The organism is Bradyrhizobium sp. WSM2254 (assembly GCF_000472645.1).
In the GTDB taxonomy this organism is placed as follows: Bacteria; Pseudomonadota; Alphaproteobacteria; order Rhizobiales; family Xanthobacteraceae; genus Bradyrhizobium; species Bradyrhizobium niftali.
This window is the reverse complement of the sequence record NZ_AXAB01000001.1, coordinates 379,806-402,746: the sequence shown is the minus strand read 5'-3', so window position 1 is coordinate 402,746 and position 22,941 is coordinate 379,806. Positions and strand designations below refer to the sequence as shown.

Annotated in this window: 19 protein-coding genes; 8 read left to right on the top strand and 11 right to left on the bottom strand. The window is 65.1% G+C overall.

The genetic code is table 11. From position 1 onward, the window contains the following. Window positions 1-2: 2 nt before the first annotated feature. The 4 genes from A3M7_RS0101840 to coxB all read right to left on the bottom strand — a co-directional run bounded on the left by A3M7_RS0101840 (window position 3) and on the right by coxB (window position 3,734). Window positions 3-179, bottom strand: coding sequence for a hypothetical protein (locus A3M7_RS0101840; protein ID WP_027542389.1), 177 nt, complete (start codon window positions 177-179; stop codon window positions 3-5). Next, window positions 176-1,120 carry a heme o synthase gene (locus tag A3M7_RS0101835; protein ID WP_027542388.1) on the bottom strand — a complete coding sequence of 315 codons (945 nt, stop codon included), beginning with the start codon at window positions 1,118-1,120 and terminating at the stop codon, window positions 176-178. The genes A3M7_RS0101840 and A3M7_RS0101835 overlap by 4 nt, the downstream gene beginning before the upstream one ends. Window positions 1,121-1,180: 60 nt before the next feature. Beyond that, entirely contained in the window at window positions 1,181-2,806 is a 1,626-nt protein-coding gene (ctaD, locus tag A3M7_RS0101830; RefSeq protein ID WP_027542387.1) for a cytochrome c oxidase subunit I, read from the bottom strand. An 88-nt stretch (window positions 2,807-2,894) separates the two neighbouring features. Beyond that, entirely contained in the window at window positions 2,895-3,734 is an 840-nt protein-coding gene (coxB, locus tag A3M7_RS0101825; protein ID WP_027542386.1) for a cytochrome c oxidase subunit II, read from the bottom strand. Between the two features lie 447 nt (window positions 3,735-4,181). Here coxB and A3M7_RS0101820 point away from each other — a divergent pair, with 447 nt between their 5' ends. From A3M7_RS0101820 to A3M7_RS0101805, 4 genes are all read left to right on the top strand, one after another. Further along, entirely contained in the window at window positions 4,182-4,715 is a 534-nt protein-coding gene (locus tag A3M7_RS0101820) for an invasion associated locus B family protein (protein ID WP_027542385.1), read from the top strand. A 109-nt stretch (window positions 4,716-4,824) separates the two neighbouring features. Further along, the gene (tldD, locus tag A3M7_RS0101815; protein WP_027542384.1) at window positions 4,825-6,252 is read left to right on the top strand and encodes a metalloprotease TldD; all 1,428 of its coding nucleotides are present in this window, start codon (window positions 4,825-4,827) and stop codon (window positions 6,250-6,252) included. Further along, window positions 6,249-7,028 carry a signal peptidase I gene (gene lepB / locus A3M7_RS0101810; protein ID WP_027542383.1) on the top strand — a complete coding sequence of 260 codons (780 nt, stop codon included), beginning with the start codon at window positions 6,249-6,251 and terminating at the stop codon, window positions 7,026-7,028. The genes tldD and lepB overlap by 4 nt, the downstream gene beginning before the upstream one ends. 119 nt (window positions 7,029-7,147) lie before the next feature. Then, window positions 7,148-7,714, top strand: a complete 567-nt coding sequence (locus A3M7_RS0101805) for a nucleotidyltransferase family protein (protein WP_027542382.1) — start codon at window positions 7,148-7,150, stop codon at window positions 7,712-7,714. 117 nt (window positions 7,715-7,831) lie between these two features. Here A3M7_RS0101805 and A3M7_RS0101800 read toward each other — a convergent pair whose 3' ends face one another. The 3 genes from A3M7_RS0101800 to A3M7_RS0101790 all read right to left on the bottom strand — a co-directional run bounded on the left by A3M7_RS0101800 (window position 7,832) and on the right by A3M7_RS0101790 (window position 10,516). Continuing rightward, window positions 7,832-8,416 (bottom strand): PAN domain-containing protein, encoded by a 585-nt coding sequence (locus A3M7_RS0101800; RefSeq protein WP_027542381.1) that lies wholly within the window; start codon window positions 8,414-8,416, stop codon window positions 7,832-7,834. Between the two features lie 135 nt (window positions 8,417-8,551). Continuing rightward, a complete protein-coding gene (locus A3M7_RS0101795) occupies window positions 8,552-9,922 on the bottom strand; it encodes a glutamate--cysteine ligase (protein ID WP_027542380.1) in 1,371 nt (456 codons plus the stop codon). A 96-nt stretch (window positions 9,923-10,018) separates the two neighbouring features. Next, window positions 10,019-10,516 (bottom strand): MarR family winged helix-turn-helix transcriptional regulator, encoded by a 498-nt coding sequence (locus A3M7_RS0101790; RefSeq protein ID WP_027542379.1) that lies wholly within the window; start codon window positions 10,514-10,516, stop codon window positions 10,019-10,021. A gap of 126 nt (window positions 10,517-10,642) precedes the next feature. On the opposite strand from A3M7_RS0101790, the gene gstA reads away from it, so the two are divergent. Together gstA and A3M7_RS0101780 are read left to right on the top strand one after the other, a co-directional pair. Beyond that, the gene (gstA, locus tag A3M7_RS0101785) at window positions 10,643-11,257 is read left to right on the top strand and encodes a glutathione transferase GstA (RefSeq protein ID WP_027542378.1); all 615 of its coding nucleotides are present in this window, start codon (window positions 10,643-10,645) and stop codon (window positions 11,255-11,257) included. Window positions 11,258-11,477: 220 nt separating this feature from the next. Continuing rightward, window positions 11,478-11,786: a hypothetical protein gene (locus A3M7_RS0101780; RefSeq protein WP_049823164.1), complete on the top strand. Its 309-nt coding sequence runs from the start codon at window positions 11,478-11,480 to the stop codon at window positions 11,784-11,786. A gap of 448 nt (window positions 11,787-12,234) precedes the next feature. Here the strand turns inward: A3M7_RS0101780 and A3M7_RS0101775 are convergent, their stop codons facing one another. From A3M7_RS0101775 to A3M7_RS0101760, 4 genes are all read right to left on the bottom strand, one after another. Then, window positions 12,235-14,448: an FAD-dependent oxidoreductase gene (locus A3M7_RS0101775; RefSeq protein ID WP_027542376.1), complete on the bottom strand. Its 2,214-nt coding sequence runs from the start codon at window positions 14,446-14,448 to the stop codon at window positions 12,235-12,237. A gap of 155 nt (window positions 14,449-14,603) precedes the next feature. Continuing rightward, the gene (locus A3M7_RS0101770) at window positions 14,604-15,812 is read right to left on the bottom strand and encodes an acetyl-CoA C-acetyltransferase (RefSeq protein WP_027542375.1); all 1,209 of its coding nucleotides are present in this window, start codon (window positions 15,810-15,812) and stop codon (window positions 14,604-14,606) included. 70 nt (window positions 15,813-15,882) lie between these two features. Continuing rightward, a complete protein-coding gene (locus A3M7_RS0101765) occupies window positions 15,883-17,673 on the bottom strand; it encodes an acyl-CoA dehydrogenase C-terminal domain-containing protein (RefSeq protein WP_027542374.1) in 1,791 nt (596 codons plus the stop codon). 39 nt (window positions 17,674-17,712) lie between these two features. Further along, complete coding sequence (locus A3M7_RS0101760; protein ID WP_027542373.1) at window positions 17,713-18,096, bottom strand: nuclear transport factor 2 family protein; 384 nt, start codon at window positions 18,094-18,096, stop codon at window positions 17,713-17,715. A gap of 202 nt (window positions 18,097-18,298) precedes the next feature. On the opposite strand from A3M7_RS0101760, the gene A3M7_RS0101755 reads away from it, so the two are divergent. After that, the gene (locus tag A3M7_RS0101755; RefSeq protein WP_027542372.1) at window positions 18,299-18,889 is read left to right on the top strand and encodes a PadR family transcriptional regulator; all 591 of its coding nucleotides are present in this window, start codon (window positions 18,299-18,301) and stop codon (window positions 18,887-18,889) included. 366 nt (window positions 18,890-19,255) lie between these two features. Next, window positions 19,256-22,684 carry a tetratricopeptide repeat protein gene (locus tag A3M7_RS0101750; RefSeq protein WP_027542371.1) on the top strand — a complete coding sequence of 1,143 codons (3,429 nt, stop codon included), beginning with the start codon at window positions 19,256-19,258 and terminating at the stop codon, window positions 22,682-22,684. Window positions 22,685-22,941: the final 257 nt, after the last annotated feature.

Genomic DNA, 22,941 nt, shown 5'->3' with positions numbered 1-22,941 from the left:
CCCTACATCGGCCGGACTAGAACTGCCGGTCCCTTGACCATGGTGACGGCGAAGAACAGCACCACGAGCACGCCGAGCGTCCAAGCAATGGCAATGGAGCGCTGACGACGGCTCTTCTTCTGCGCCTCGGTGAGGACGATTCCATCTGGCTGAGGTTTGTCCGCCATCGCAGCGATCATGCGCCCCCTACCATCGGAGCAAGCGCCCGGAACACGACCTCGGCCAGCAAGGTCGCAAACAGCGCGAACAGATAAAGGATGGAGAAAGCAAACAGCTTGCGGGTCGCGCGCAGCGACTGGCTACGCTCGCGGCGCATATAAACGTTGATCGCGAGCACCAGCATGCCGGCGCCGAGGATCAGCGAGACCACGCCATAGATCGCGTCGAAATAACCGAGCGCCCAGGGCGCGGCGGCCACCGCGATCAGCACGACGGTGTAGAGCAGGATCTGCAGACGCGTCGCGTCGGGACCGGCGACGTTGGGCAGCATCGGAATGCCGGCGCGGGCGTAATCGTCCGAGCGGAACAGCGCCAGCGCCCAGAAATGCGGCGGGGTCCAGAAGAAGATGATGGCGAAGAGAAGCAGCGGCTCGACGTCGACCGTGCCTGTGACCGCGGCCCAGGCCACCACCGGCGGCAACGCGCCGGCGGCGCCGCCGATCACGATGTTCTGCGCGGTCCAGCGCTTCAGCCACATCGTGTAGATCACGACGTAGAAGAAGATGGTGAAGGCGAGCAGCGCACCCGCGATCCAGTTGACCAGGATGCCGAGCGTCATCACCGAGAAGAAGGCGAGCGTCATGCCGAACGTCATCGCCTCGGGACGGGTGATGCGGCCACGCGGAATCGGCCGGTTCGCCGTGCGCGACATCTTGGCGTCGATGTCGCCTTCGAGCGCCATGTTGAGCGCCCCGGAGGCGCCGGCGCCGACGGCGATGCAGAGCAGCGAGGTGATCGCCAGCACCGGGTGGAAATGCCCGGGCGCCATCGCCATTCCGACCAGTGCGGTGAAGATCACCAGCGACATCACCCGCGGCTTGAGCAGCGCAATGTAGTCGCCCACCTCCGCTTCGGAGATGCGGGGATTGATGTCGACGGCGTTGTGGTCGAGGACGGACACTAAATCAACTCGCTTCGTTATGGAGCCGCGGCGCCCGACACGGGCGCCGCGGGCGATCGCTTACTGCACGCGGGGCAGCACTTCGAACTGATGGAAGGGCGGCGGCGAGGGCAGCGTCCACTCCAGCGTGGTCGCGCCTGCACCCCACGGATTGTCGCCAGCCGGCACCTTCTTCATGAAGGCGTCGAGCACGCAGTAGAGGAAGATCAGCACGCCGAAGCCGGAGATGTAGGAGCCGACCGAGGAGACCAGGTTCCAGCCGGCGAAAGCGTCGGGATAATCGACGTAACGGCGTGGCATGCCCGACAGGCCGAGGAAGTGCTGCGGGAAGAACACCAGGTTGACGCCGATGAAGGTGACCCAGAAGTGCGCCTTGGCCAGCGTCTCGTTGTACATGTAGCCCGACATCTTCGGGAACCAGTAGTACCAGCCAGCAAAGATCCCGAACACCGCACCGAGCGACAGCACGTAGTGGAAGTGCGCGACGACGTAGTAGGTCTCCTGGAGCACGCGATCGACGCCGGCATTCGCCAGCACGACGCCAGTGACGCCACCGACCGTGAACAGGAAGATGAAGCCGACCGCCCAGATCATCGGGGCGCGGAATTCGATCGAGCCGCCCCACATCGTGGCGATCCACGAGAAGATCTTCACGCCGGTCGGAACCGCGATCACCATCGTCGCCGCGACGAAATAGGCCTGCGTCGCGCTGGACATGCCGACCGTGTACATGTGATGCGCCCACACCACGAAGCCGATGCCGCCGATCGCGACCATGGCGTAGGCCATGCCGAGATAGCCGAACACGGGCTTGCGCGAGAAGGTGGAGACGATCTGGCTGATCATGCCGAAGGCGGGCAGGATCAGGATGTACACCTCGGGATGGCCGAAGAACCAGAACAGGTGCTGGAACAGCACGGGGTCGCCGCCGCCGTCGGGCGCGAAGAAGGTCGTGCCGAAATTGCGGTCGGTGAGCAGCATGGTGATCGCACCGGCGAGCACCGGCAGCGACAGCAGCAGCAGGAACACGGTCACCAGGATCGACCACACGAACAGCGGCATCTTGTGCAGGGTCATGCCCGGCGCGCGCATGTTGAAGATCGTGGTGATGAAGTTGATGGCGCCGAGGATCGACGAGGCACCCGCCAGATGCAGCGACAGGATCGCGAAATCGACGGCCGGGCCGGGATGGCCGGAGCTCGACAGCGGCACATACATGGTCCAGCCGGCGCCGACGCCGTTGGCGCCCGGCTCGCCCTCGACGAAGGTCGACATCAGCAGCAGCCCGAACGAGGCCGGCAGCAGCCAGAACGAGATGTTGTTCATGCGCGGGAACGCCATGTCGGGCGCGCCGATCATCAGCGGCACGAACCAGTTGCCGAAGCCGCCGATCATCGCCGGCATGACCATGAAGAAGATCATGATCAGGCCGTGGGAGGTCACGAAGACGTTGTAGGTGTGCGTCTCGTGGAAGATCTGCACGCCCGGATACATCAGCTCGGCACGGATCGCGACCGACATCGCGGCACCGATGACGCCGGCGATGACCGCGAAGATCAGGTACATCGTGCCGATGTCCTTGTGGTTGGTCGAATAGACGTAGCGCCGCCATCCGGTCGGATGGGCGTGCTCGTCATGTCCGTGGTCTTGCGCGTGATCGCCGTGTGCCGCTGCGCTCGTTGCCATTTTCAAATCCTGCCTTGCGTCCCATGCGGACCTTATGCGGTCCCGCCCTTTATGTCGCTTTCAGTCCCCTCGAGCCCTCACCCGGCGCTTACCGCGTCGGGCCGGCTGCGGAGGCGTAGGTGCTGGTGCCGCCGCTCGCATATTTCTTCTTCGCCGTTTCGACCCAGGAGGCGAACTCCTTGTCTTCCACGACGCGAATCGCGATCGGCATGAAGGCGTGATCCTTGCCGCAGAGCTCCGAGCACTGGCCGTAGAACATGCCGGTCTTGGTGGCCTTGAACCAAGTCTCGTTCAGCCGCCCCGGAATGGCGTCGATCTTGACGCCGAAAGCCGGCAGCGCGAAAGCGTGGATGACGTCTGCGCCGGTCACCTGGACACGAATCACCTTGTTGACGGGCACCACCATCTCGTTGTCGACGCCGAGCAGGCGGGGCTGCTTGTCCTGGGCCATCAGCGAGTCGAACTCGAACTTGCCGTTATCAGGATAGGCATAGGACCAGTACCACTGCTTGCCGGTCGCCTTGATGGTCAGGTCCGCCTTCGGCACGTCGAGCTCGAGGAACAGCAGGCGGAACGACGGCACCGAGATGCCGACCAGGATCAGCACCGGAACCAGCGTCCAGGCCACCTCGATCAGCGTGTTGTGGGTGGTCCGCGAGGGCACCGGATTGGCCTTCGCGTTGAACTTGATGACCACGACCACCAGCAGCGCCAGAACGAACAGCGTAATCAGCGTGATGAGCACGAACAGGAAGTTGTGGAACCAGACGATATTGTCCATCACCGGCGAGCCGGACTGCTGGAGCGTCCACTCCCATGGCGCCGGCTGCCCAAGCTCGGCAAATGCCGCGCCGCCCGTCGCCAGTGTCAGACCAGCTACGGCCAATCCCAGCAAATGCCGGCCTACCCGGCCCATCGACATCCTCATGCCGTTCGCGCTCCCCTTACGAAATCACCCCAAGTGCGTTCCCCTATTTTTGGGAAACGCTTATTCGATCCGTCCGTCTGACAAACCGCCACTCAAGAATACCTCTAAGAGGAATTGGGGCCAGATCGCTAGAACGCCGAAATCAAGCTTCTCAAACCATAATTCTTGATCTATCGCAATGCAGTCTTGAGCCCCACCTGCCAGCGATCACCCGCAAGATATTTCCTAGTAACATCAAACAAAAATACCGTTTCCCGGGACGCTGTGTCTTGACAGCGGAATTGCCCGTTGTAGGCACTGGCGAACGGCCGCACAGGAACCTGATTCGTGCCGGCGACGGCGGCCTCGGCGGCGCGGAATTTGCTTGGGAATTGCCTTCAAGACGCCGTCATTTCCGTATCAGTCCACCCGCGCAAGCGACCCAAGCGAGCAGAGGGACCGACCCCGATGGGGCTTTCGAGATGCATGGCCAGGCCGGATAACAGCCTCAACGCGCTGATCGGCCTTCTGGCCGCCGCCCTTCTCCTTGCTTTGCCCGGTCTCGCCCATGCGCAGGGCGCGGTGCGCTCCGTCCATGGCGACTGGCAGATCCGCTGCGACACCCCGCCGGGCGCCCAGACCGAGCAATGCGCCCTGATCCAGAGCGTGGTGGCCGAAGACCGCTCCAATGCCGGCCTGACCGTGATCGTGCTCAAGACCGCCGACCAGAAGAGCCGCCTGATGCGCGTGGTCGCCCCCCTGGGTGTGCTGCTGCCCTCCGGCCTCGGGCTGAAGCTCGACAACCAGGACGTCGGCCGCGCCGGCTTCGTCCGCTGCCTGCCCAATGGCTGCGTCGCCGAGGTCGTCATGGACGACAAGCTGCTCGGCCAGCTCCGCACCGCCAAGACCGCCACCTTCATCATCTTCGAGACGCCTGAAGAAGGCATCGGCTTCCCGCTCAGCCTGAACGGGCTCGGCGAGGGCTATGACAAGCTGCCGTAGGCGGCTGGACCGGCGGACCTATTGTTTCCGTAATGTGAGGATTCGCGCCCTCGCGGAACTGGTCTGAAACCATTATCTTGCCCCACATCTCCAGATAATGGACGGACACATGACCAATCCCGCCACGACCTCCCTGCTCGACCGCGCCAATCTCGACCGCGACCAGGTTCGCCACGAGGTCGCGCGCGGGCTTGCCGGCGCCGACGACGGCGAGCTGTTCCTGGAGTACAGCCAGACCGAAGCGCTGATGTTCGACAATGGGCGGCTGAAGCAGGCGACCTACGACACCTCGCAGGGTTTTGGCCTGCGCGCCGTCAAGGACGACGCCGTCGGCTACGCTCACTCCTCCGACGTCTCGCTGCCGGCGCTGATTCGCGCCGCTGATGCGGTTGCCGCCGTGCGTGGCGGCTATTCGGGCAGCTTCGCGGCGCCGCCTCCGCACACCAATGTGCGGCTCTATGGCGACGACAATCCGCTGGACGCGCCGGGCTTCGAGACCAAGGTCAAGCTGCTCGCCGAGATCGACGCCTATCTGCGCGACAAGGATCCGCGGGTGCGGCAGGTCAGCGTCAGCCTGGGTGCGACCTGGCAGGTCGTCGAAATCCTGCGGCCCGACGGCGAGAGCTATCGCGACATCCGCCCGCTGGTGCGCGTCAACGTCTCCGTTGTCGCCGGTCAGGGTGACCGCCAGGAGAGCGGCAGCAAGGGCTATGGCGGCCGCGCCGGCTATGCCGAATTCATCGAGAGCAAGAACTGGCGCGACGCCGCCGACGGCGCGCTGCGCGAGGCGCTGGTCAATCTGGAGTCCGTTCCCGCCCCCGCCGGCGAGATGGACGTCGTGCTCGGCGCAGGCTGGCCCGGCGTGATGCTGCATGAAGCGGTCGGCCACGGCCTCGAAGGCGACTTCAACCGCAAGAAGACCTCGGCGTTTGCCGGCCTGATGGGCCAGCAGGTCGCGGCCAAGGGCGTCACCGTGGTCGACGACGGCACCATTGCTTCGCGCCGCGGCTCGCTCTCGATCGACGACGAGGGCACGCCGACCAACCGCACCGTGCTGATCGAGGACGGCATCCTGGTCGGCTACATGCAGGACCGTCAGAACGCGCGCCTGATGAACATGAAGCCGACCGGCAACGGCCGCCGTCAGGGCTATGCCCATGTGCCGATGCCGCGCATGACCAACACCTACATGCTCGCGGGCGACCGCGATCCGGCCGAGATCCTGGCGTCGGTGAAGAACGGCGTCTTCGCCGCGAATTTTGGCGGCGGCCAGGTCGACATCACCTCGGGCAAATACGTGTTCCAGTGCACCGAGGCCTACAAGATCGAGAACGGCAAGATCGGCGCCCCGCTGAAGGGCGCCATGCTGATCGGCAACGGGCCGACCGACCTGCATCGCATCCGCATGATCGGCAACGATCTCGCGCTCGATACCGGCATCGGCACCTGCGGCAAGAACGGCCAGGGCGTGCCGGTTGGCGTCGGCCAGCCGTCGCTTCTGATGGAACGCATTACGGTGGGTGGAACGGGCGCATGAGTGTCGAGAAGGTGACTGCGACCGCAACCAAACGGAAGAGCAGCGGCTGGGGCGGGCAACTGGTGCAACTCGCCGGCATCGTCGTCGCGGTGTTCATCGCCAAGGGCGCGCTCGCCGAGCCGTTCTACGTGCCGTCGGGCTCGATGGAGCCGACGCTGCTGATCGGCGATGCCCTGCTCGCCTCGAAATTCCCCTATGGCTACGGCACCTCGTCGCTGCCGATCCAGATCAACCTGCCCGAGAGCGGCCGCGTGTTCGCGGAGACACCGAAGCAGGGCGACGTCGTCGTGTTCCGCTGGCCCGGCGATCGCTCGCAGGCCTGGGTCAAGCGCGTCGTGGGTCTGCCCGGCGACCGCATCCAGATGCGGCAGGGCCAGCTCTTCATCAACGACCGGCCCGCCGAGCTCAAGCCCGACGGCGTCGGCGCCGCCGAGGACGACAATGGCGGCAGCGAGCCCGCCTCCCGCTATGTCGAGACGCTGCCGAACGGCGTCTCGCACCTGATCTTCAAGATGCGCGACAACGGCCCGCTCGACAACACGCCTGAGGTGACGGTGCCGGCAGGACATCTCTTCGTGCTCGGCGATAACCGCGACAACTCCGCCGACAGCCGCGTGCCGCTGCGCTCCGGCGGCGTCGGCATGCTGCCGATCGACAATCTGGTCGGACGTGCGGATGCCGTGCTCGGCTCCTGGGATCTCGGCATGCGCGGCCAGCCGGTGTGGACCTGGCTGTCCGGTTTCCGCCTGGCGCGGTTCTTCACCGCGGTGCATTGAGCGGAACGTAGATCGTAGGGTGGGCAAAGCGGAAGCGTGCCCACCACGTCTGTCGCAACGTGGAGAGATGGCGGGCACGACGCGCGAAGAGCGCGCCTTTGCCCACCCTGCGATTTCCGATGACCCGTGACGAATTTCTCGCTCTCGCCCTGCGCAATCCGATCAACGCGGCGATCATCGACGAGCTCGCGCGTCTTGCCCTGCCCGATGCCTGGCTGGTGTCGGGATGCCTGGTGCAGACGGCGTGGAACGTTCTCACCGGCCGCGCAGTCGATCACGGCATCGCCGACTACGACGTCTTCTATTTCGACTCCGATACCTCATGGGAGGCGGAGGACTCGGTAATCCGCGAGCTGCAGGCGAGGCTCGGGCATCTCGGCGTCAAGGTCGAGACGCGCAACCAGGCGCGGGTGCATCTGTGGTATCCGGGCAAGCACGGCCTGCCCTATCCGCCCCTGACGTGCTCGACCGATGGCATCGACCGCTTCCTCACGCAGAACACCCAAGTCGGGGTCAGACGCGCAGGCGATGGCTACGAGGTCTACGCGCCGCATGACTTCGGCGATGTCGCAGGGCTGATCGCACGGCCCAATCCGGGCCCGAATTTTTCCGCGGCAAGTTACGCGGTGAAGGCCGCGCGATGGAAGGCGCTGTGGCCGGAGCTCACGGTAATCGCAGCGGAGTGAGATGCCCGCTTCGTCCTCCTCGTCATTGCGAGCGCAGCGAAGCAATCCAGAATCCGTCCGCGGCGGCAGCCTGGATTGCTTCGCTACGCTCGCAATGACGGCGGTGAGAGCTGCGTGTTACCGCACCACGCCCGACGTGAACCCCGCCTTGCGACGCGGCGGCTTGATTTCCTTTTTCAGGAAGCAGCGCGCCTCGCGGCCGGTGTAGCCGGGGCGGGCATAGGTGAAGGCGCGGCACTTGTTGTCGGCGGTGCAAGCGGCCTTGCAGGCCTCCTCGCCTTCGCCGTCCTTGAGCTCGAAATTGCGCAAATCGCCACCGGGGCGGTCGATCGACGTTTCCACGCCCTCGATGCGCGGCTCGATCACGCCGGCACCGCGGACCCCGGAGATGCAGCAGCTGCCCGGCACGCGCGCCGGCACCGTGTTCTTGAGCCAGCACACCGCTGAGCCGCCCTCGACGTCGGGATAGTTGAAGCTCCAGGAGCGGCAACGGCGGTCACGCTCGCACAGCAGCGCGCAATCCTCGGGGTCGCCTGATGTGACCGGCGTGCTGAAATAGTCGCCGCCGGGCCGGTCGAATGCCGTCTGGGCGCTTGCAGGCCCGCTCGCAACCGCGAGCGAAAGCAGCGCGGCGCATGCCACGACGCTTGCCAAGACCCTTGCCAGGACCCTTGCCATGACGGACAGGCGGCCCTTCCCCATCAGAACAGCTTTCGAGTTATTGACGACGCTCAGGTTTTTTCAGCCGGTCATTTGATCGCCGCAAACCTGTATGGGCGATGAACGGCTCAAGTCCTGGTCGTCGGCCTGTGGGTCTAGAACGCGTACTTCGCGCAGCTAGAACGCGTATTCCGCGTAGGCCGGTTCCACGGAGCCCTTCCAGGGGCCGTTGAACTTCTCCAGCATTTCCTCGGCCGGCGTGCGGCCGGAATCGATAATGCGGTCGAGCGGCTCCAGATGCCGCGTCTCGTCGCGGCCGAGCTGGTCGATCCGGCCGCGCCGGCGCAGGCCGGCATGTGCCAGAACGAGGCATTCCTTGGCGATCTCGAACAGATAGCGGTCCCTGATCCGCGCCTTGAAGCCGAAGCGCGGCACGTCGTCGCGCAGGGCCTGGCGCTCATGCGCGGTCCAGTGCTTCACCATGTCCCAGGCGGCATCGAGCGACACATCGTCATAGAGCAGCCCGACCCAGAACGCCGGCAGCGCCGGCAGACGGCCCCACGGTCCGCCATCGGAGCCGCGCATCTCGAGATAGCGCTTCAGCCGCACTTCCGGGAAGATCGTCGAGAGATGATTGGCCCAGTCCGACAATGTCGGCCGCTCGCCGGGAAGATTGTTGTTGCGGCCGTCGAAGAAGGCGCGGAACGAGGAGCCCGAGACGTCGATGTACTCTTCGCCGCGCTTGACGAAATACATGGGCACGTCGAGCGCGTAGTCGACATAGCGCTCGAAGCCCATGCCGTCCTCGAACGCCCAGGGCATCATGCCCGCGCGCGCATTGTCCGTGTCGCGCCAGATCTCGGAGCGGAAGGAGAGGAAGCCGTTCGGCTTGCCTTCGGTGAACGGCGAATTTGCGAACAAGGCGGTTGCGACCGGCTGGAGCGCGAGCGACACGCGCAGCTTCTTGACCATGTCGGCTTCGGAGGAGAAGTCGAGATTGGTCTGCACCGTGCAGGTCCGGTACATCATGTCGAGGCCGTACTGGCCGACCTTCGGCATATAGTTGGTCATGATCTTGTAGCGGCCCTTGGGCATCACCGGGATGTCGGCGCGCGACCAGGACGGCGTCATGCCGAGCCCGAGGAAGCCGATGCCGAGCGGCGTTGCGATCTCGCGCACCTGCGCCAGATGCGCCATCAGCTCGCTCTGGGTCTGGTGCACGTTCTCGACCGGCGCACCGGAAAGCTCGAACTGCCCGCCCGGCTCGAGCGAGATCGCGCCGCCGCCGGTGACGTCGTAGAGGCCGATGATGTTGCCCTTCTCCATGATCGGCTCCCAGCCGAGCAGGAGCTTCATGCCCTCGAGCAGCGCGCCGATGCCGCGCGCGCCTTCGTAAGGCACCGGGCAGTGCCCTTCGAGCGTGAACGGCGTCTTCTCGTGCTCGGTGCCCAAGCGGAATTCGGACGGGTTCTTGCAGCCCTCCTCGAACCACGCAACGAGCTCGTCGCGCGACTGCAACGGCGTCATATCGATCTGGTCTCGCGCCATATCAAACTCTAATCAAAAGCGCTTCGACCGAATGCGCGGGTGACGGGATGGTCCGCGAACCCACCGGGCGCGCAGACGTGTTGGTTTGCCGCGCGATCATCGCGACGGCGTGCTTTCGTTGACGTTGGCGGCGGGCGGCAACTTCATCTCGCCACACGAGCAGCCCAGCCGGTCGAGCAGGCCGCTGAGCTTGACGGCATCGGCATCGGACAATTTCGAACCGACATATTTTTCGATCGCAGCGGAATAGGCACTCCACATCCGCTTCTGCAACTCGCGGCCGGCTTCCGTGATCTCGACGAACTGTCCGCGCTTGTCGATCTTGCATTCGCGCCGCGAGGCGAGCCCCTCGTCGACCAGGCGGTCGATCAGGCGCGAGGTGGAGTATTGCGGGATCAGCATCTGCCGTTCGAGTTCCACAGGCCGCAACTCGCCGGAGGGCGCGCGCGACAGTTCGAGCAGCGCGTCATACCAGGCCAGCGGCGGGAACCCGGCCTTCTTCAGGTCCTGCTCGACGCAGTCGAGGACGCGGCTCTGCACCCGCATCAGGCGGATCCAGGCGGCGGTTGCCTCGGTCGATGGTTTGCGTTTCATGATCTCACTCAAACTCGTCGCCCGTCTCTTACCCCACTCGATGCACCTGCATCAATCTTGACTATTGCATGCAGGTGCATGTAGGCGTTCATTCGCCCAAGCCAAGCAACAAGAGGAGGAAATTCCATGAAACTCTATTACTCGCCCGGGGCCTGCTCCCTGTCCCCCCACATCGCGCTCCTCGAAGCCGGCCTGCCCTACGAGCTGGTCAAGGTCGATATCCGGGCCAAGAAGCTCGAAAATGGTGAGGATTATCTGAAGCTGAACCCCAAGGGCCAGGTCCCTGCGCTGGGCCTCGACAGCGGTGAGATCGTGACCGAAGGCCCGGTGATTGTCCAGATGATCGCCGATCAGGCTACTGCCAAGGCGCTGGCGCCGGCCCACGGCAGTGCCGAGCGCTACAAGCTGCTCGAATGGCTGAACTTCCTCACCTCGGAGGTGCACAAGAGCTTCGGTCCGATGTTTGCGCCGGCGCTGAACGACGAGGCCAAGGCGTTCTTCAAGGACCGCGTCATGGGCAAGCTGAAATACATCGACAGCCAGCTCGCCGGCCGCGACTACCTGATGGGCAAGCAGTTCACGGTTGCCGACGGCTATCTCTTCACGATGCTGACCTGGGGCGACCGGATGAAGTTCGACCTTTCGGCGATGCCCAATCTCACTGCCTACAAGACCCGCGTCGCAGCGCGGCCGCAGGTGCAGGAGGCGCTGAGGAAGGAAGGGCTGGCGCAGACGAAGTAAGTCCTCGCAAGACGCAAAAGCGAAAGGCCGGACGACGATCCGGCCTTTCCTCATTTGCTGCCCGGCGGAGCGAAACCATTTCGCCGGATCATCGTACCTTAATTAGACTTATGACCTACTGTTCACCAAATGTAAGTAGTGCTGTCTTGTCAGCACTCGCAAAGCGGGCGAGCGTGGCGAAATTGTCGACGATTATTTTGGACTCTCATCGGAGCTGAACTTGACGATTGCCTTCGTCCTGATCGTCGCAAGTGCGCTGGTGGGATTAGCGACAGGTTACGTCTACAAGATCTGGGCGCTGGTCGTGACCTCGCCGCTCATCGCAGTTTTCTCGGCGATAATTCTGCGCGTTTACGAATTCGGGATGATGGCGGGCGTGATCGTCATTGCCATCTGTCTTGTCGTCAGCCAGCTCGCCTATCTCTTGGCAGCCTATGCGCTGCACGCGCGCAACGTCTCATCCGATGACGAAATCGACGGCGAGCCAAACGAGACTCCCGAGCAGAAAATCCGCCGCCAGCACAAGTAACGCCAGGGCTGCCCAAAGCACAGGCCCCTTGCGGCGCAGGCGTGCCGGCTTCTGTTGCAGCCAGAGACGGCCATTCGTGGATGCAACAGCGTATTTCGCGGTGAGATCGCGGCCGAGCGCGGTCTTCCGCAGCACCAAAGAGTTCATCAAGGACACTTTCTTATTTCGTCTTCAACTTGCCGATGCATCGGCAAGCGTCCCAACCGGGGTTCATGACCCTGACCCGCAGCAAGACTAGTGCCAGGGCCGAGCAAAAGAACGGCGCCGCTTTGACGCGCCTATGACAATTGCGCGACACCGCGGCAGCGGGACTCTGGCACGGTTCCTACGCGAATTCTGTGACCGGTTCCACAGATCGGGAACCTCCTGACGCAACCGTGATGACATCTCCCAAACAAAAAGGCCGGATCGATGATCCGGCCTTTTTTCTCAAATGACTTTGGGGCGATCAGGCCGCCGCCTTCTTCGGCGCGAATCGGCCGTAGAAGGTTTCGCCCTTCGCCGCCATCTCCTCGAGCAGCTTCGGCGGCGTGAAGCGCGAGCCGTATTTCGCTTCCAGCTTGTGGCAGAGCTCGACGAACTTCTTCGTGCCCATGAAGTCGATGTAGGACAGTGTGCCGCCGGTGAACGGCGCGAAGCCGAAGCCGAGGATCGAGCCGACATCCGCCTCGCGCGGATCGGTGATGACGTGATCCTCCACCGTGCGCGCGGCCTCGACCGCCTGCACCACCAGGAAGCGCTGCTTCAGCTCCTCGACGTCGAGCGTGTCGGGGTCGAGCTGCTTCGGCTGCAACGCCGAGAGGCCCGGCCACAGGCTCTTCTGACCCTTGCCCTTCTCGGGATAGTCGTAGAAGCCCTTGCTGTTCTTGCGGCCGAGACGGCCCTGCTTCTCGACCATCTCGACCATCAGCTTCTTCTGGTCGGGGTTGATGGCGTTCGGGCCGAGGTCGGCTTCCGTCGCCTTCATGATCTTGAGGCCGAGGTCGAGCGCGACTTCGTCCGACAGCGAGAGCGGGCCGACCGGCATGCCGGCCATCTTGGCGCAGTTCTCGATCATCGCCGGCGGCACGCCTTCCAGGAACATCTCGTTGCCTTCGGCGACGTAACGGCCGACGCAGCGGTTGGCGAAGAAGCCGCGGCTGTCGTTGACCACGATCGGCGTCTTGCCGATCTGCCGGACATAGTCGAGCGCCGTCGCGAGCGCGACATCGCCGGTGTTCTTGCCGAGGATGATCTCGACCAGCATCATCTTCTCGACCGGCGAGAAGAAGTGGATGCCGACGAACTTGCCCTGGTCCTTGAAGGCTTCCGCAAGCGAGGTGATCGGCAGCGTCGAGGTGTTCGACGCGAAGACCACGTCCGGCTTCAGATATTCCTGCGCCTTGGCAAAGGTCTCCGCCTTGACCTTGCGGTCCTCGAACACGGCCTCGATGACGAGGTCGACGTCCTTCAGCGCCGCGTAGTCCGCGGTCGGCGTGATGCGCGCGAGCAGAGCTTCGGCATCCGCGGGCTTGGCGCGGCCCTTCTTGATCTGCTCCTCGATCACCTTCTGCGCATGCGCCTTGCCCTTGTCGGCGCTCTCCTGGTCGCGGTCGATCAGGACGACGTCGAGGCCGGCGCGGGCGGAGACGTAGCCGACGCTCGCCCCCATGAAGCCGGCGCCGATCACGGCGATCTTCTTCACCTTGGTTGCGGGCACGTCCTTCGGACGACGCGCGCCCTTGTTGAGCTCCTGCATCGACAGGAACAGGCTGCGGATCATCGCGGCCGCTTCCTTGGAGCGCAGCACCGAGGTGAAGTAGCGCGACTCCACGCGCAGCGCGGCGTCGATCGGCAACTGCAGGCCTTCATAGACGCAGCTCATGATCGCGCGCGCGGCCGGATAGTTGTCGTAGGTCTCGCGGCGATAGATCGCGTTGCCGGCCGGGAACATCATCATGCCGGCCTTGGAGAACACCGGGCCGCCGGGCAGCTTGAAGCCCTTCTCGTCCCAGGGCGCGACGGCCTTGCCGCCGCCCTTGATCCAGTCCTTCGCGGCCTTGATGAGATCGGCGGCCGGAACGATGGCGTGGATCAGATTCAGCGCCTTGGCCTTGTCGATCGTGACCGGATCGCCCTTGAGCAGGATGGTCATCGCGTCCTGCGGCGGCACCAGGCGCGGCACGCGCTGCGTGCCGCCGGCGCCGGGGAACAGGCCGACCTTGACCTCGGGCAGGCCGAGGCGCGTCTTGGGATTCTCAGCCGCCACGCGGTAGTGACAGCACAGCGTGATCTCGAAGCCGCCACCGAGCGCGAGGCCGTTGATCGCGGCCGCCCACGGCTTGCCGGAGGTTTCGATCGAGCGCAGCACCTGCGAGAAGCGCCGGCTCTGGTCGAACAGCATCTGGTTCGCCGCCGTCTCGCCTTGCTCCCTGAAGACCTTGGCGTAGGCCTGGTTCATGCCTTCCAGCATCGACAGATCGGCGCCGGCGCAGAACGCCTCCTTGGCCGAGGTGATGACGACGCCCTTCACCGCGGCGTCGGCCGTGGTTTCCTTGACGATCGCATCGAGCTCGCTGGTCGAGGTCTCGTCGAGCACGTTCATCGAACGGCCCGGGATGTCCCAGGTGACGAGCGCGATGCCGTCGGCGTCGGTCTCAACCTTGAAATTCTTGTAAGCCATGTTGGTTGCTCCTCGGTGCCGCAGCCGACGTCAGGCGCGGCGGTTGACTTAAGATCTTGTAGGGTGGGCAAAGGCGCCCTTGCGCCGTGCCCACCATTATTCGCGGAGGCAGCAGTGGTGGGCACGCTTCGCTTTGCCCACCCTACGGCAGATCGTTAAACGCGCTCGATGATGGTGGCGGTGCCCATGCCGCCGCCGATGCACAGCGTCACCAGGGCAGTGGACTTGTTGGTGCGCTCGAGCTCGTCGAGCACGGTGCCGAGGATCATCGCGCCGGTCGCGCCAAGCGGATGGCCGAGTGCGATCGCGCCGCCATTGACGTTGATCTTGGCGTTGTCGATGTCGAAGGCCTGGATGTAGCGCAGCACCACCGAGGCAAAGGCCTCGTTGAGCTCGAACAGGTCGATGTCCGACTTCTTCATGCCGGAGCGCGCGAACAGCTTTTCGGTGACGTCGACCGGACCGGTCAGCATCATCGCGGGCTCGGAGCCGATGTTGGCGAATGCACGGATTTTTGCCCGCGGCTTCAGGCCGTATTTGCTGCCCGCCTCCTTGCTGCCGAGCAGCACGGCGCCGGCGCCGTCGACGATGCCCGAGGAGTTGCCGGCGTGGTGCACGTAATTGACGCGCTCGATCTCCGGATGCGACTGGACCGCGACGCCGTCGAAGCCGCCCATCTGCGCCATCATCGTGAACGAGGGCTGCAGCTGCGCCAGCGACTGCATCGTCGTCGAGGGACGCATGTGCTCGTCCTTGGCGAGGATGGTGAGGCCGTTGATGTCCTTCACCGGCACGACGGACCTGTTGAAACGGCCCTCATCCCAGGCCTTGCCGGCACGCTGCTGGCTCTGCACGGCGTAAGCGTCGACGTCATCGCGGGAGAAACCGTACTTCGTCGCGATCAGATCGGCCGAGACGCCCTGCGGCATGAAATAGGCGGGCACCGCCATCGACGGATCCATCGGCCAGGCGCCGCCGGAGGCGCCGATGCCGACGCGGCTCATCGATTCGGCACCGCCGCCGATGACGAGATCATGCTGGCCGCTCATCACCTGGGCAGCGGCAAAGTTCACGGCATCCAGGCCGGAGGCGCAGAAGCGGCTGATCTGCACGCCGGGCACGGCTTCGCCGAGGCCCGCCTTCAGCGCGGCGAAACGCGCGATGTCGGAGCCCGCCTCGCCGACCGGATCGACCACGCCGAGCACGACGTCGTCGACGGAATCTTCCGGCAGGTTGTTGCGGTCCTTCAGCGCCTTCAACGGCACCGTGGCGAGCGCGAGCGCGGTGACTTCGTGCAGCGCGCCGTCCGCCTTGCCGCGGCCGCGCGGGGTTCGGACGTGATCGTAGATATAGGCATCTGCCATGGGAGCCTCCTGATTGCAGCTATCGGTTACGACCGCGACGCGGCCGGGATTTTGGGTGAAGCGAAAATATTCAGAACGCTTCTGCCGGCAGTTCCATGATGGTGGCGCAGCCCGACTGGATGCGCGCGAGATTGGCCGCGGTCTCCGGCAACATCCGCTCCATGAAGAAGCGGCCGGTGACGAGCTTGGTCGAGAGATAGGGCGTCGCCCCGCTCTCGGCAATCTTGGCATTGGTCACCTTGGCCATCTTCGCCCACATGTAGCCGAGCGCGACGAAGCCGAAGAGATGCAGGTAATCGGTTGCGGCAGCACCCGCATTGTCCGGCTTCATCATCGCGTTCTGCATCAGCCAGGTGGTGGCCTGCTGGAGATGGCCGAGCGAAGCCGAGAGCGGGGTGATGAAGGGTTTCAGCGCCTCGTCGCCGCCGTTCTCCTTGGCGAAGGCCATGACCTCGCCGAAGAAGGCCATGATGGCGCGGCCGCCGTCGCGCGGCAGCTTGCGGCCGACGAGGTCGAGCGCCTGGATGCCGTTGGCGCCTTCATAAATCATGGCGATGCGGGCATCGCGCACGAACTGCTCCATGCCCTGCTCGGCGATGTAGCCGTGACCGCCATACATCTGCTGCGCCTGCACCGCGTTGGCGAAGCCGTAATCGGTGAGGAAGCCCTTCAGCACCGGCGTCATCAGGCCCATGTGGTCGTCCGCGGCCTGGCGGTCCTTGGGATCCTCCGAGCGATGAGCGACGTCGCTCTTCAGCGCGGTCCAGATCACGAAGGCGCGCGCGGCCTCGTTGAAGGCGCGGATCGAGAGCAGCGTGCGGCGCACGTCGGGATGCACGATGATCGGATCGGCCGGCTTGTCCGGCGCCTTGGTGCCGGTCAGCGAACGGCCCTGGATGCGCTCGCGGGCATAGGCGACGGCGTTCTGATAGGCGACCTCGGACTGCGCGAGCCCCTGCACGGCGACGCCGAGGCGGGCCTCGTTCATCATCACGAACATGCCTTGCATGCCCTTGTTCTCTTCGCCGATCAGCCAGCCGGTGGCGCTGTCGTAGTTCATCACGCAGGTGGAATTGCCGTGGATGCCCATCTTGTGCTCGATCGAGCCGCAGACCACGCCGTTGCGGGCGCCGACCGAACCGTCTGCATTCACCAGGAATTTCGGCACCACGAACAGCGAGACGCCCTTGATTCCGCTACGTGCGCCCTCGATGCGGGCGAGCACGAGGTGGATGATGTTGTCGGCAAGATCATGCTCGCCGGCCGAGATGAAGATCTTGGTGCCCGTGATCTTGAAGCTGCCGTCGGCCTGCCGGACCGCCTTGGTGCGGAGCATGCCGAGATCGGTGCCGCAATGCGGCTCGGTCAGGTTCATGGTGCCGGTCCATTCGCCCGCCACCATCTTCGGCACGTAGGTCTGCTTCTGCTCCGGCGAGCCGTGCACGATCAGCGCCGCGGTGGCGCCCATGGTGAGGCCGCCATACATCGAGAACGCCATGTTGGCGGAGATCTGGAATTCGTTGACGGCCTGGGAGAGCGTCACCGGCAGGCCCTGCCCGCCGAACTCGGTCGGAGCCGACAGGCCAAGCCAGCCGCCCTCGGCGACCTGCTTGAAAGCGTCCTTGAAACCCTTCGGCGTGGTGACGCTGCCGTCATCGGCGCGCTTGCAACCTTCGAGATCGCCGACGCGGTTGAGCGGCTGGAGCACCTCTTCGGCGAGCTTGGCGGCTTCGCCCAGGATCGCCTCGCGCACGTCGCTGGACGCATCCGAGAAGCCGGGCAGATTGTCGTAACGATCGATCTGGAAGACGTCGTTGAGCAGGAAATTCACGTCTTCGACGGGGGCTTTATAGATCGGCATGGTGGTCTCCCGGCATGGCCGTTGAAGTGGTGGGATTCGCTATGATTGGGCGGCAAGCTGCTCCGCCATCAGGCGGTGCAGCATGTTGATGGCCTTGAGCGGACGCACCATCACCTTGAAATTCGTGATGCGTCCCTCGGGATCGAAGCTGATGATGTCGACGCCGTTGATCTCGATGCCGTCGATCACATTCTTGAATTCGAGCACGGCGCCGCTGTCGCTTCGCCACTCGCCGACATAGGTGAAGCCGGGACCGCCGAGGACCTTCTCGGCGCTCGACAGATATTTGAAGGTGATGTCGCGGCCGCGCTGGGGCGAATGCACCACAGGGCTTTCGAAGACCGCATCGGGATGGAGCAGGTCCCAGAGCGCTTTGCGGTCATGAGACTTCATGTAGCCGTACCAGGAGTCGAGGCCGGTCATTCTCAGGTGCCTCCCTAAAGGCCTGGGCAAAAAAACGCGAAAACAACCCCATGCACAGTAGCGAAGAGGTTGATTTTGCTGGATCTTCGGGGTGGGTCTTGTGGCCCGCTCCGAAGCCGTCCCATATGCACATTGACGCATATGCGCAGATGCGCATAAAGTCAAGCTGGTTGGTCAAGATCGAAGACGAAGGAGGCCAGTCATGGCACTGGGCGACGCAATCCTCGCATGCCTGACGGAACGTCCGATGACGGGTTACGAGCTTGCCAAGACGTTCGATTCCTCGATTGGCTTCTTCTGGAAGGCCGACCACCAGCAGATCTATCGCGAGCTCTCCAAGCTGCGCGACCGCGGCTACATCCAGGGCCGCGAAGTCGTGCAAACGGGCAAGCCCAACAAACTGATTTATACGCTGACTCCCGAGGGCCGAACAGCGCTGCGGCACTGGGCCGCGCGGCCGAGCACGCCGCCCTCGATCAAGGACGACCTCCTGGTGCGGCTGCATGCGCTCGACAGCATCGACATCGAGCCCATGCGCACCGATCTGATGGCCCGGCTCGAGCACCACCGCGACCGGCACGAGAATTACGAGCGGATCCTCAAGAAGCGTTTTCCGGACGGCACGGCGGAGGGCCGGCTCGATCTCGGCAACCTGCTCCTGCTTCGCCTCGGCGCCCGCCACGAGCAGATGGTGGCCGATTTTTGCGAAGAGGCACTCGCGGCGCTGTCGACGATGAGCGGCAAAGGCACGGTGGTGCCGCTGGAAGACGGCAAGCGCGAGGGGAAGGGCTGAGGGGCTGGCCCGACTCGACCTTTCGCCATCTCCTCCGCCGTCATCGCCCGCGAAGGCGGGCGATCCAGTACGCCGCGGCGTCTCTCTTCCAGCCGCGCTGCCTCGGAGTACTGGATGCCCCGCCTGCGCGGGGCATGACACCGGTTATTTGGCGACCGGATGAGCGCCACAACGACGCCCCCCGGTTCCCCGCGCCCAACTTTAAGACATCGGCAACGCGTTCCTTAACCCGTTATTTACCGTAACAGGAAAAAGTCGGTTTTCGAGGCAGACGACCCGCGCCAAATCCGATTGTCTTTACAACCGGCACGCGTGGGGAGGCTGGAGGTGCCGGGTGGGGCGCCGGAGTCGGAACCGGACAGAGTCATGAATTCGCGCGTATCGTGGAGTGTTGACGGCATCGATCCCTCCGTCCGGGAGCGGGCCGAAGCTGCTGCGCGCAGAGCCGGCATGTCACTCAACGATTGGCTGAACTCCACGCTCGGCGAAACTGCCCCGCCAAACTTTCGCGGACCTTACGAGCAGCGTCCGCAACACATGCCGAACCACGTACCGAGTCCGGAGAGCCGCGAAGTCGCCGACATCCACCAGCGGCTCGACGCGATCACCCAGCAGATCGAACGGATTTCAAAGCCCACCCCGCGCCAGGACTCTTCACGACAAGAGGTCTCGCGCGAGCAGGGCGTTGCACGCCAGCTCAACGATGCGATCTCGCGGCTCGACGCGCGCCTGTCGCAAATCTCCAAGCCGCAGCAGCTTCAACCGCAGCCTCCGCGGCCTGCACCTGCCGAGACGCGCCAGCGCCAGGCCGATATGGTCGAGCGCGCGGCCGCACAGGTCTATCGCAGCTCGCCGCCGCTGAGCCCCGCCTCGTTCGACGTCGCCGTCGCCGAGATCACGGCGCGGCAGAGCGAGCTCGACGGCTTTACGCCCAGGCAGATGCCGCCGCGCGCCGCGCCGTCGATTGCACCCACGGCAGCTCCTTACGCGCCGCCCATAGCGCCGCCCGCGCCTGCCTACGCTCCGCCGCCACCGCAGCCGGATTTCTCGTCGCTCGAGCGCCATCTGCTCAAGATCACGAGCCAGATCGAGTCGCTCCAGCGCCCTGACAATACCGAGCAGGCGATCAACGCTTTCCGCAGCGAGCTTGCGGAGATCCGCCACGCCATCACCGAGGCGATGCCGCGCCGCGCGATCGAGTCGATCGAAAACGAAATCCGCTCGCTGCACCGTCGCATCGACGAGACCCGCTCGTCCGGCACCGACGGCCAGGTTCTGTCGGGCATCGAGCACGCGCTGTCCGACATCAAGCAGGTGCTGCGCACGCTGACGCCGGCCGAGCAGCTCACCGGCTATGACGAGGCGATCCGCAATCTCGGCGCCAAGCTCGATCTGATCCTGCGCGCCAATGACGATCCGTCCACGGTGCGCCAACTCGAAGGCGCGATCTCGGCGTTGCGCGGCATCGTCTCCAACGTCGCCTCCAACGAAGCGCTGGCACGGCTTTCCGAGGACGTGCAGCTGTTGTCGTCCAAGGTCGACCAGATCACCCGCTCGTCCGGCCCCGGCGACAGCTTTGCCGTGCTCGAGCAGCGCATCGCGGCGCTCACGGCCGCGCTGGAGACGCGCGAGCGGACCCAGCCTGCCGAGAGCACCGAACATCTGGAAGCCGCGATCCGTGCGCTGTCGGATCGTTTCGACCGTATGCAGGTCGGCAACGATTCGGCCTCGACCTTTGCGCATCTCGAACAGCGCGTCTCCTATCTGCTGGAGCGGATCGAAGCCGCCTCCGATCCGCGCAACGGCAATCTGAGCCGCGTCGAGGACGGGCTGCACGACATCCTGCGCCACCTGGAACGCCAGCAGGCGACCTATTCCGCGCTCGCCGAGAGCCGCAATTCGGCGCCGGCCCCCGATTCCGGCATGGTCGATCTCGTCAAGCGCGAACTCTCCGACATCCGCTTCAGCCAGGCCGAGACCAACCGCAGCACCCAGGACTCGCTCGAAGCCGTCCACAGCGCGCTCGGCCACGTCGTCGATCGCCTCTCGATGATCGAGGGCGATCTGCGCGCGGTGCGCACTGCTCCGCCGGCCCCTGCACCGCAGCCGATGCCGATGCCGATGGCTGCGCCCGTGGAGCCCGCGCCGATGGCGCGCGAATCTCGGCCGCAGCAACAGCAGCCGAAATACGATCCGAAGCCTGAGCTGCCGAATCCGGCCGCCATGCAACAACCGGCGCATTCTGCCTTCGTGGCCGCGCCGCGCGAATTCCACGCCGCCGGGGCACCCACCGCTCCGCCGCCGGTCCCGACGGCGCCGACGGCGCCGCAAGCCGCACCACCCTTGCCGTCGCGCGCGATCAGCGAAATCCTGGAGCCGCATACCGCGCGCGGTGCGCTCGCGCCGGAATTGCCGCCGGACCATCCGCTCGAGCCGGGCACACGGCCGGGCGGGCGCGTCGCCACGCCGTCGGAGCGCATTGCCGCTTCCGAAAGCGCGATCAGCGGAATTCCCACTGCTCCGAAGGAGCCGGTGTCGTCGTCGAGCTTCATCGCGGCCGCGCGCCGCGCTGCCCAGGCCGCCGCCGCGCAGCCGCCTGAGAAGCCGGCCCGTGGCGCCAAGGCCGCAATCGCCCGCGCCAAGGACAAGGGCCAGGAAGGCGCCTCGACCATCACCTCGAAGATTCGCTCGCTGCTGGTCGGCGCGAGCGTGGTCGTGATCGTGCTCGGCACCTTCAAGATGGCGATGAACCTGCTCGATGGTGGCAGTGCGCCGCCGGCGCCGCAGGCGATGGAGAATACGTCGAGCGAGCCCGCGCCGCGAGCCCCGCCGCCCGTTGAGAACAAGCCGGCTGCGCCGGAACAGGTCACGCCGTCGATGACCTCGCCGACGCCGATTGGAAAGCAGTCGCAGAACAATACCGCGCCGGTGTCGGTGACAAGCCCGAGCGGCACCGCCTCGGTCGAAATCCCGCAAACCCCGGCCGCTGCGCCAACCCCGCCTATGGCGTCGAGCGACGTCACCGGCGCGTTGTCCGGCACGAGCCGCGCGCGGCTCAGTCTCATCCAGGTGCCGCCGAGCGAAAAGCTGCCTGACGGTATCGGCGGCCCGGCCTTGCGCACCGCCGCGATGAAGGGCGATGCGACCGCCGCCTACGAGATCGGCGTGCGCTTTGCCGAAGGCAAGGGCGTCGCTGCAAACTACGACGAAGCTGCGAAATGGTACGACCGCGCGGCGCAGGCCGGCGTGGTGCCCGCAACCTTCCGCCTCGGCACGCTCTACGAAAAGGGCCTCGGGGTGAAGAAGGACGCCGACATCGCCCGCCGCTACTACACGCAGGCCGCCGAGCGCGGCAGCGCCAAGGCGATGCACAATCTCGCGGTGCTCGATGCCGACGGCGGCGGACGCGGTGCCAATTACAATCGCGCGGCGCAGTGGTTCCGGAAAGCGGCCGACCGCGGCGTCGCCGACAGCCAGTTCAATCTCGGCATCCTCTATGCCCGCGGCATCGGCGTCGAGCAGAACCTCGCCGAGTCCTACAAATGGTTCAGCCTCGCAGCCGCCCAGGGCGATGCGGACGCGGCGGGCAAGCGCGACGACGTGGCCAAGCGCCTCGACCCGCAATCGCTCGCCGCCGCCAAGCTCGCGATCCAGACCTTCAGCGCCGAACCGCAGCCCGACGACGCCGTCAACGTCCCGGCCCCGAACGGCGGCTGGGACAGCGCGCCGCAGGCGAACGCCAAGCCCGCGCCGAAGCCGGTCGCGACCAAGCGCTCGGCGTCAGCAGCGCACTGAGCGGCTGAGTACGCTTTCTCCTCTTGTCGTCGCCCGGCTTGACCGGGCGACCCAGTATTCCAGAGACGCCGGTTGGATGCGGAGGAGCTGCGGCGTACTGGATGCCCCGGTCAAGCCGGGGCATGACGGCGGAGAATGTGGCGGAATCCTCCGCTCGCAGCGAAGCTGTGATCTGATCCCTCTTAGCCCATTCGCAGCGCCCAAGATTCCTGATCCCTCCGCCGGCGAATTCGGCTATTGAGGGACGCGGCAATCGT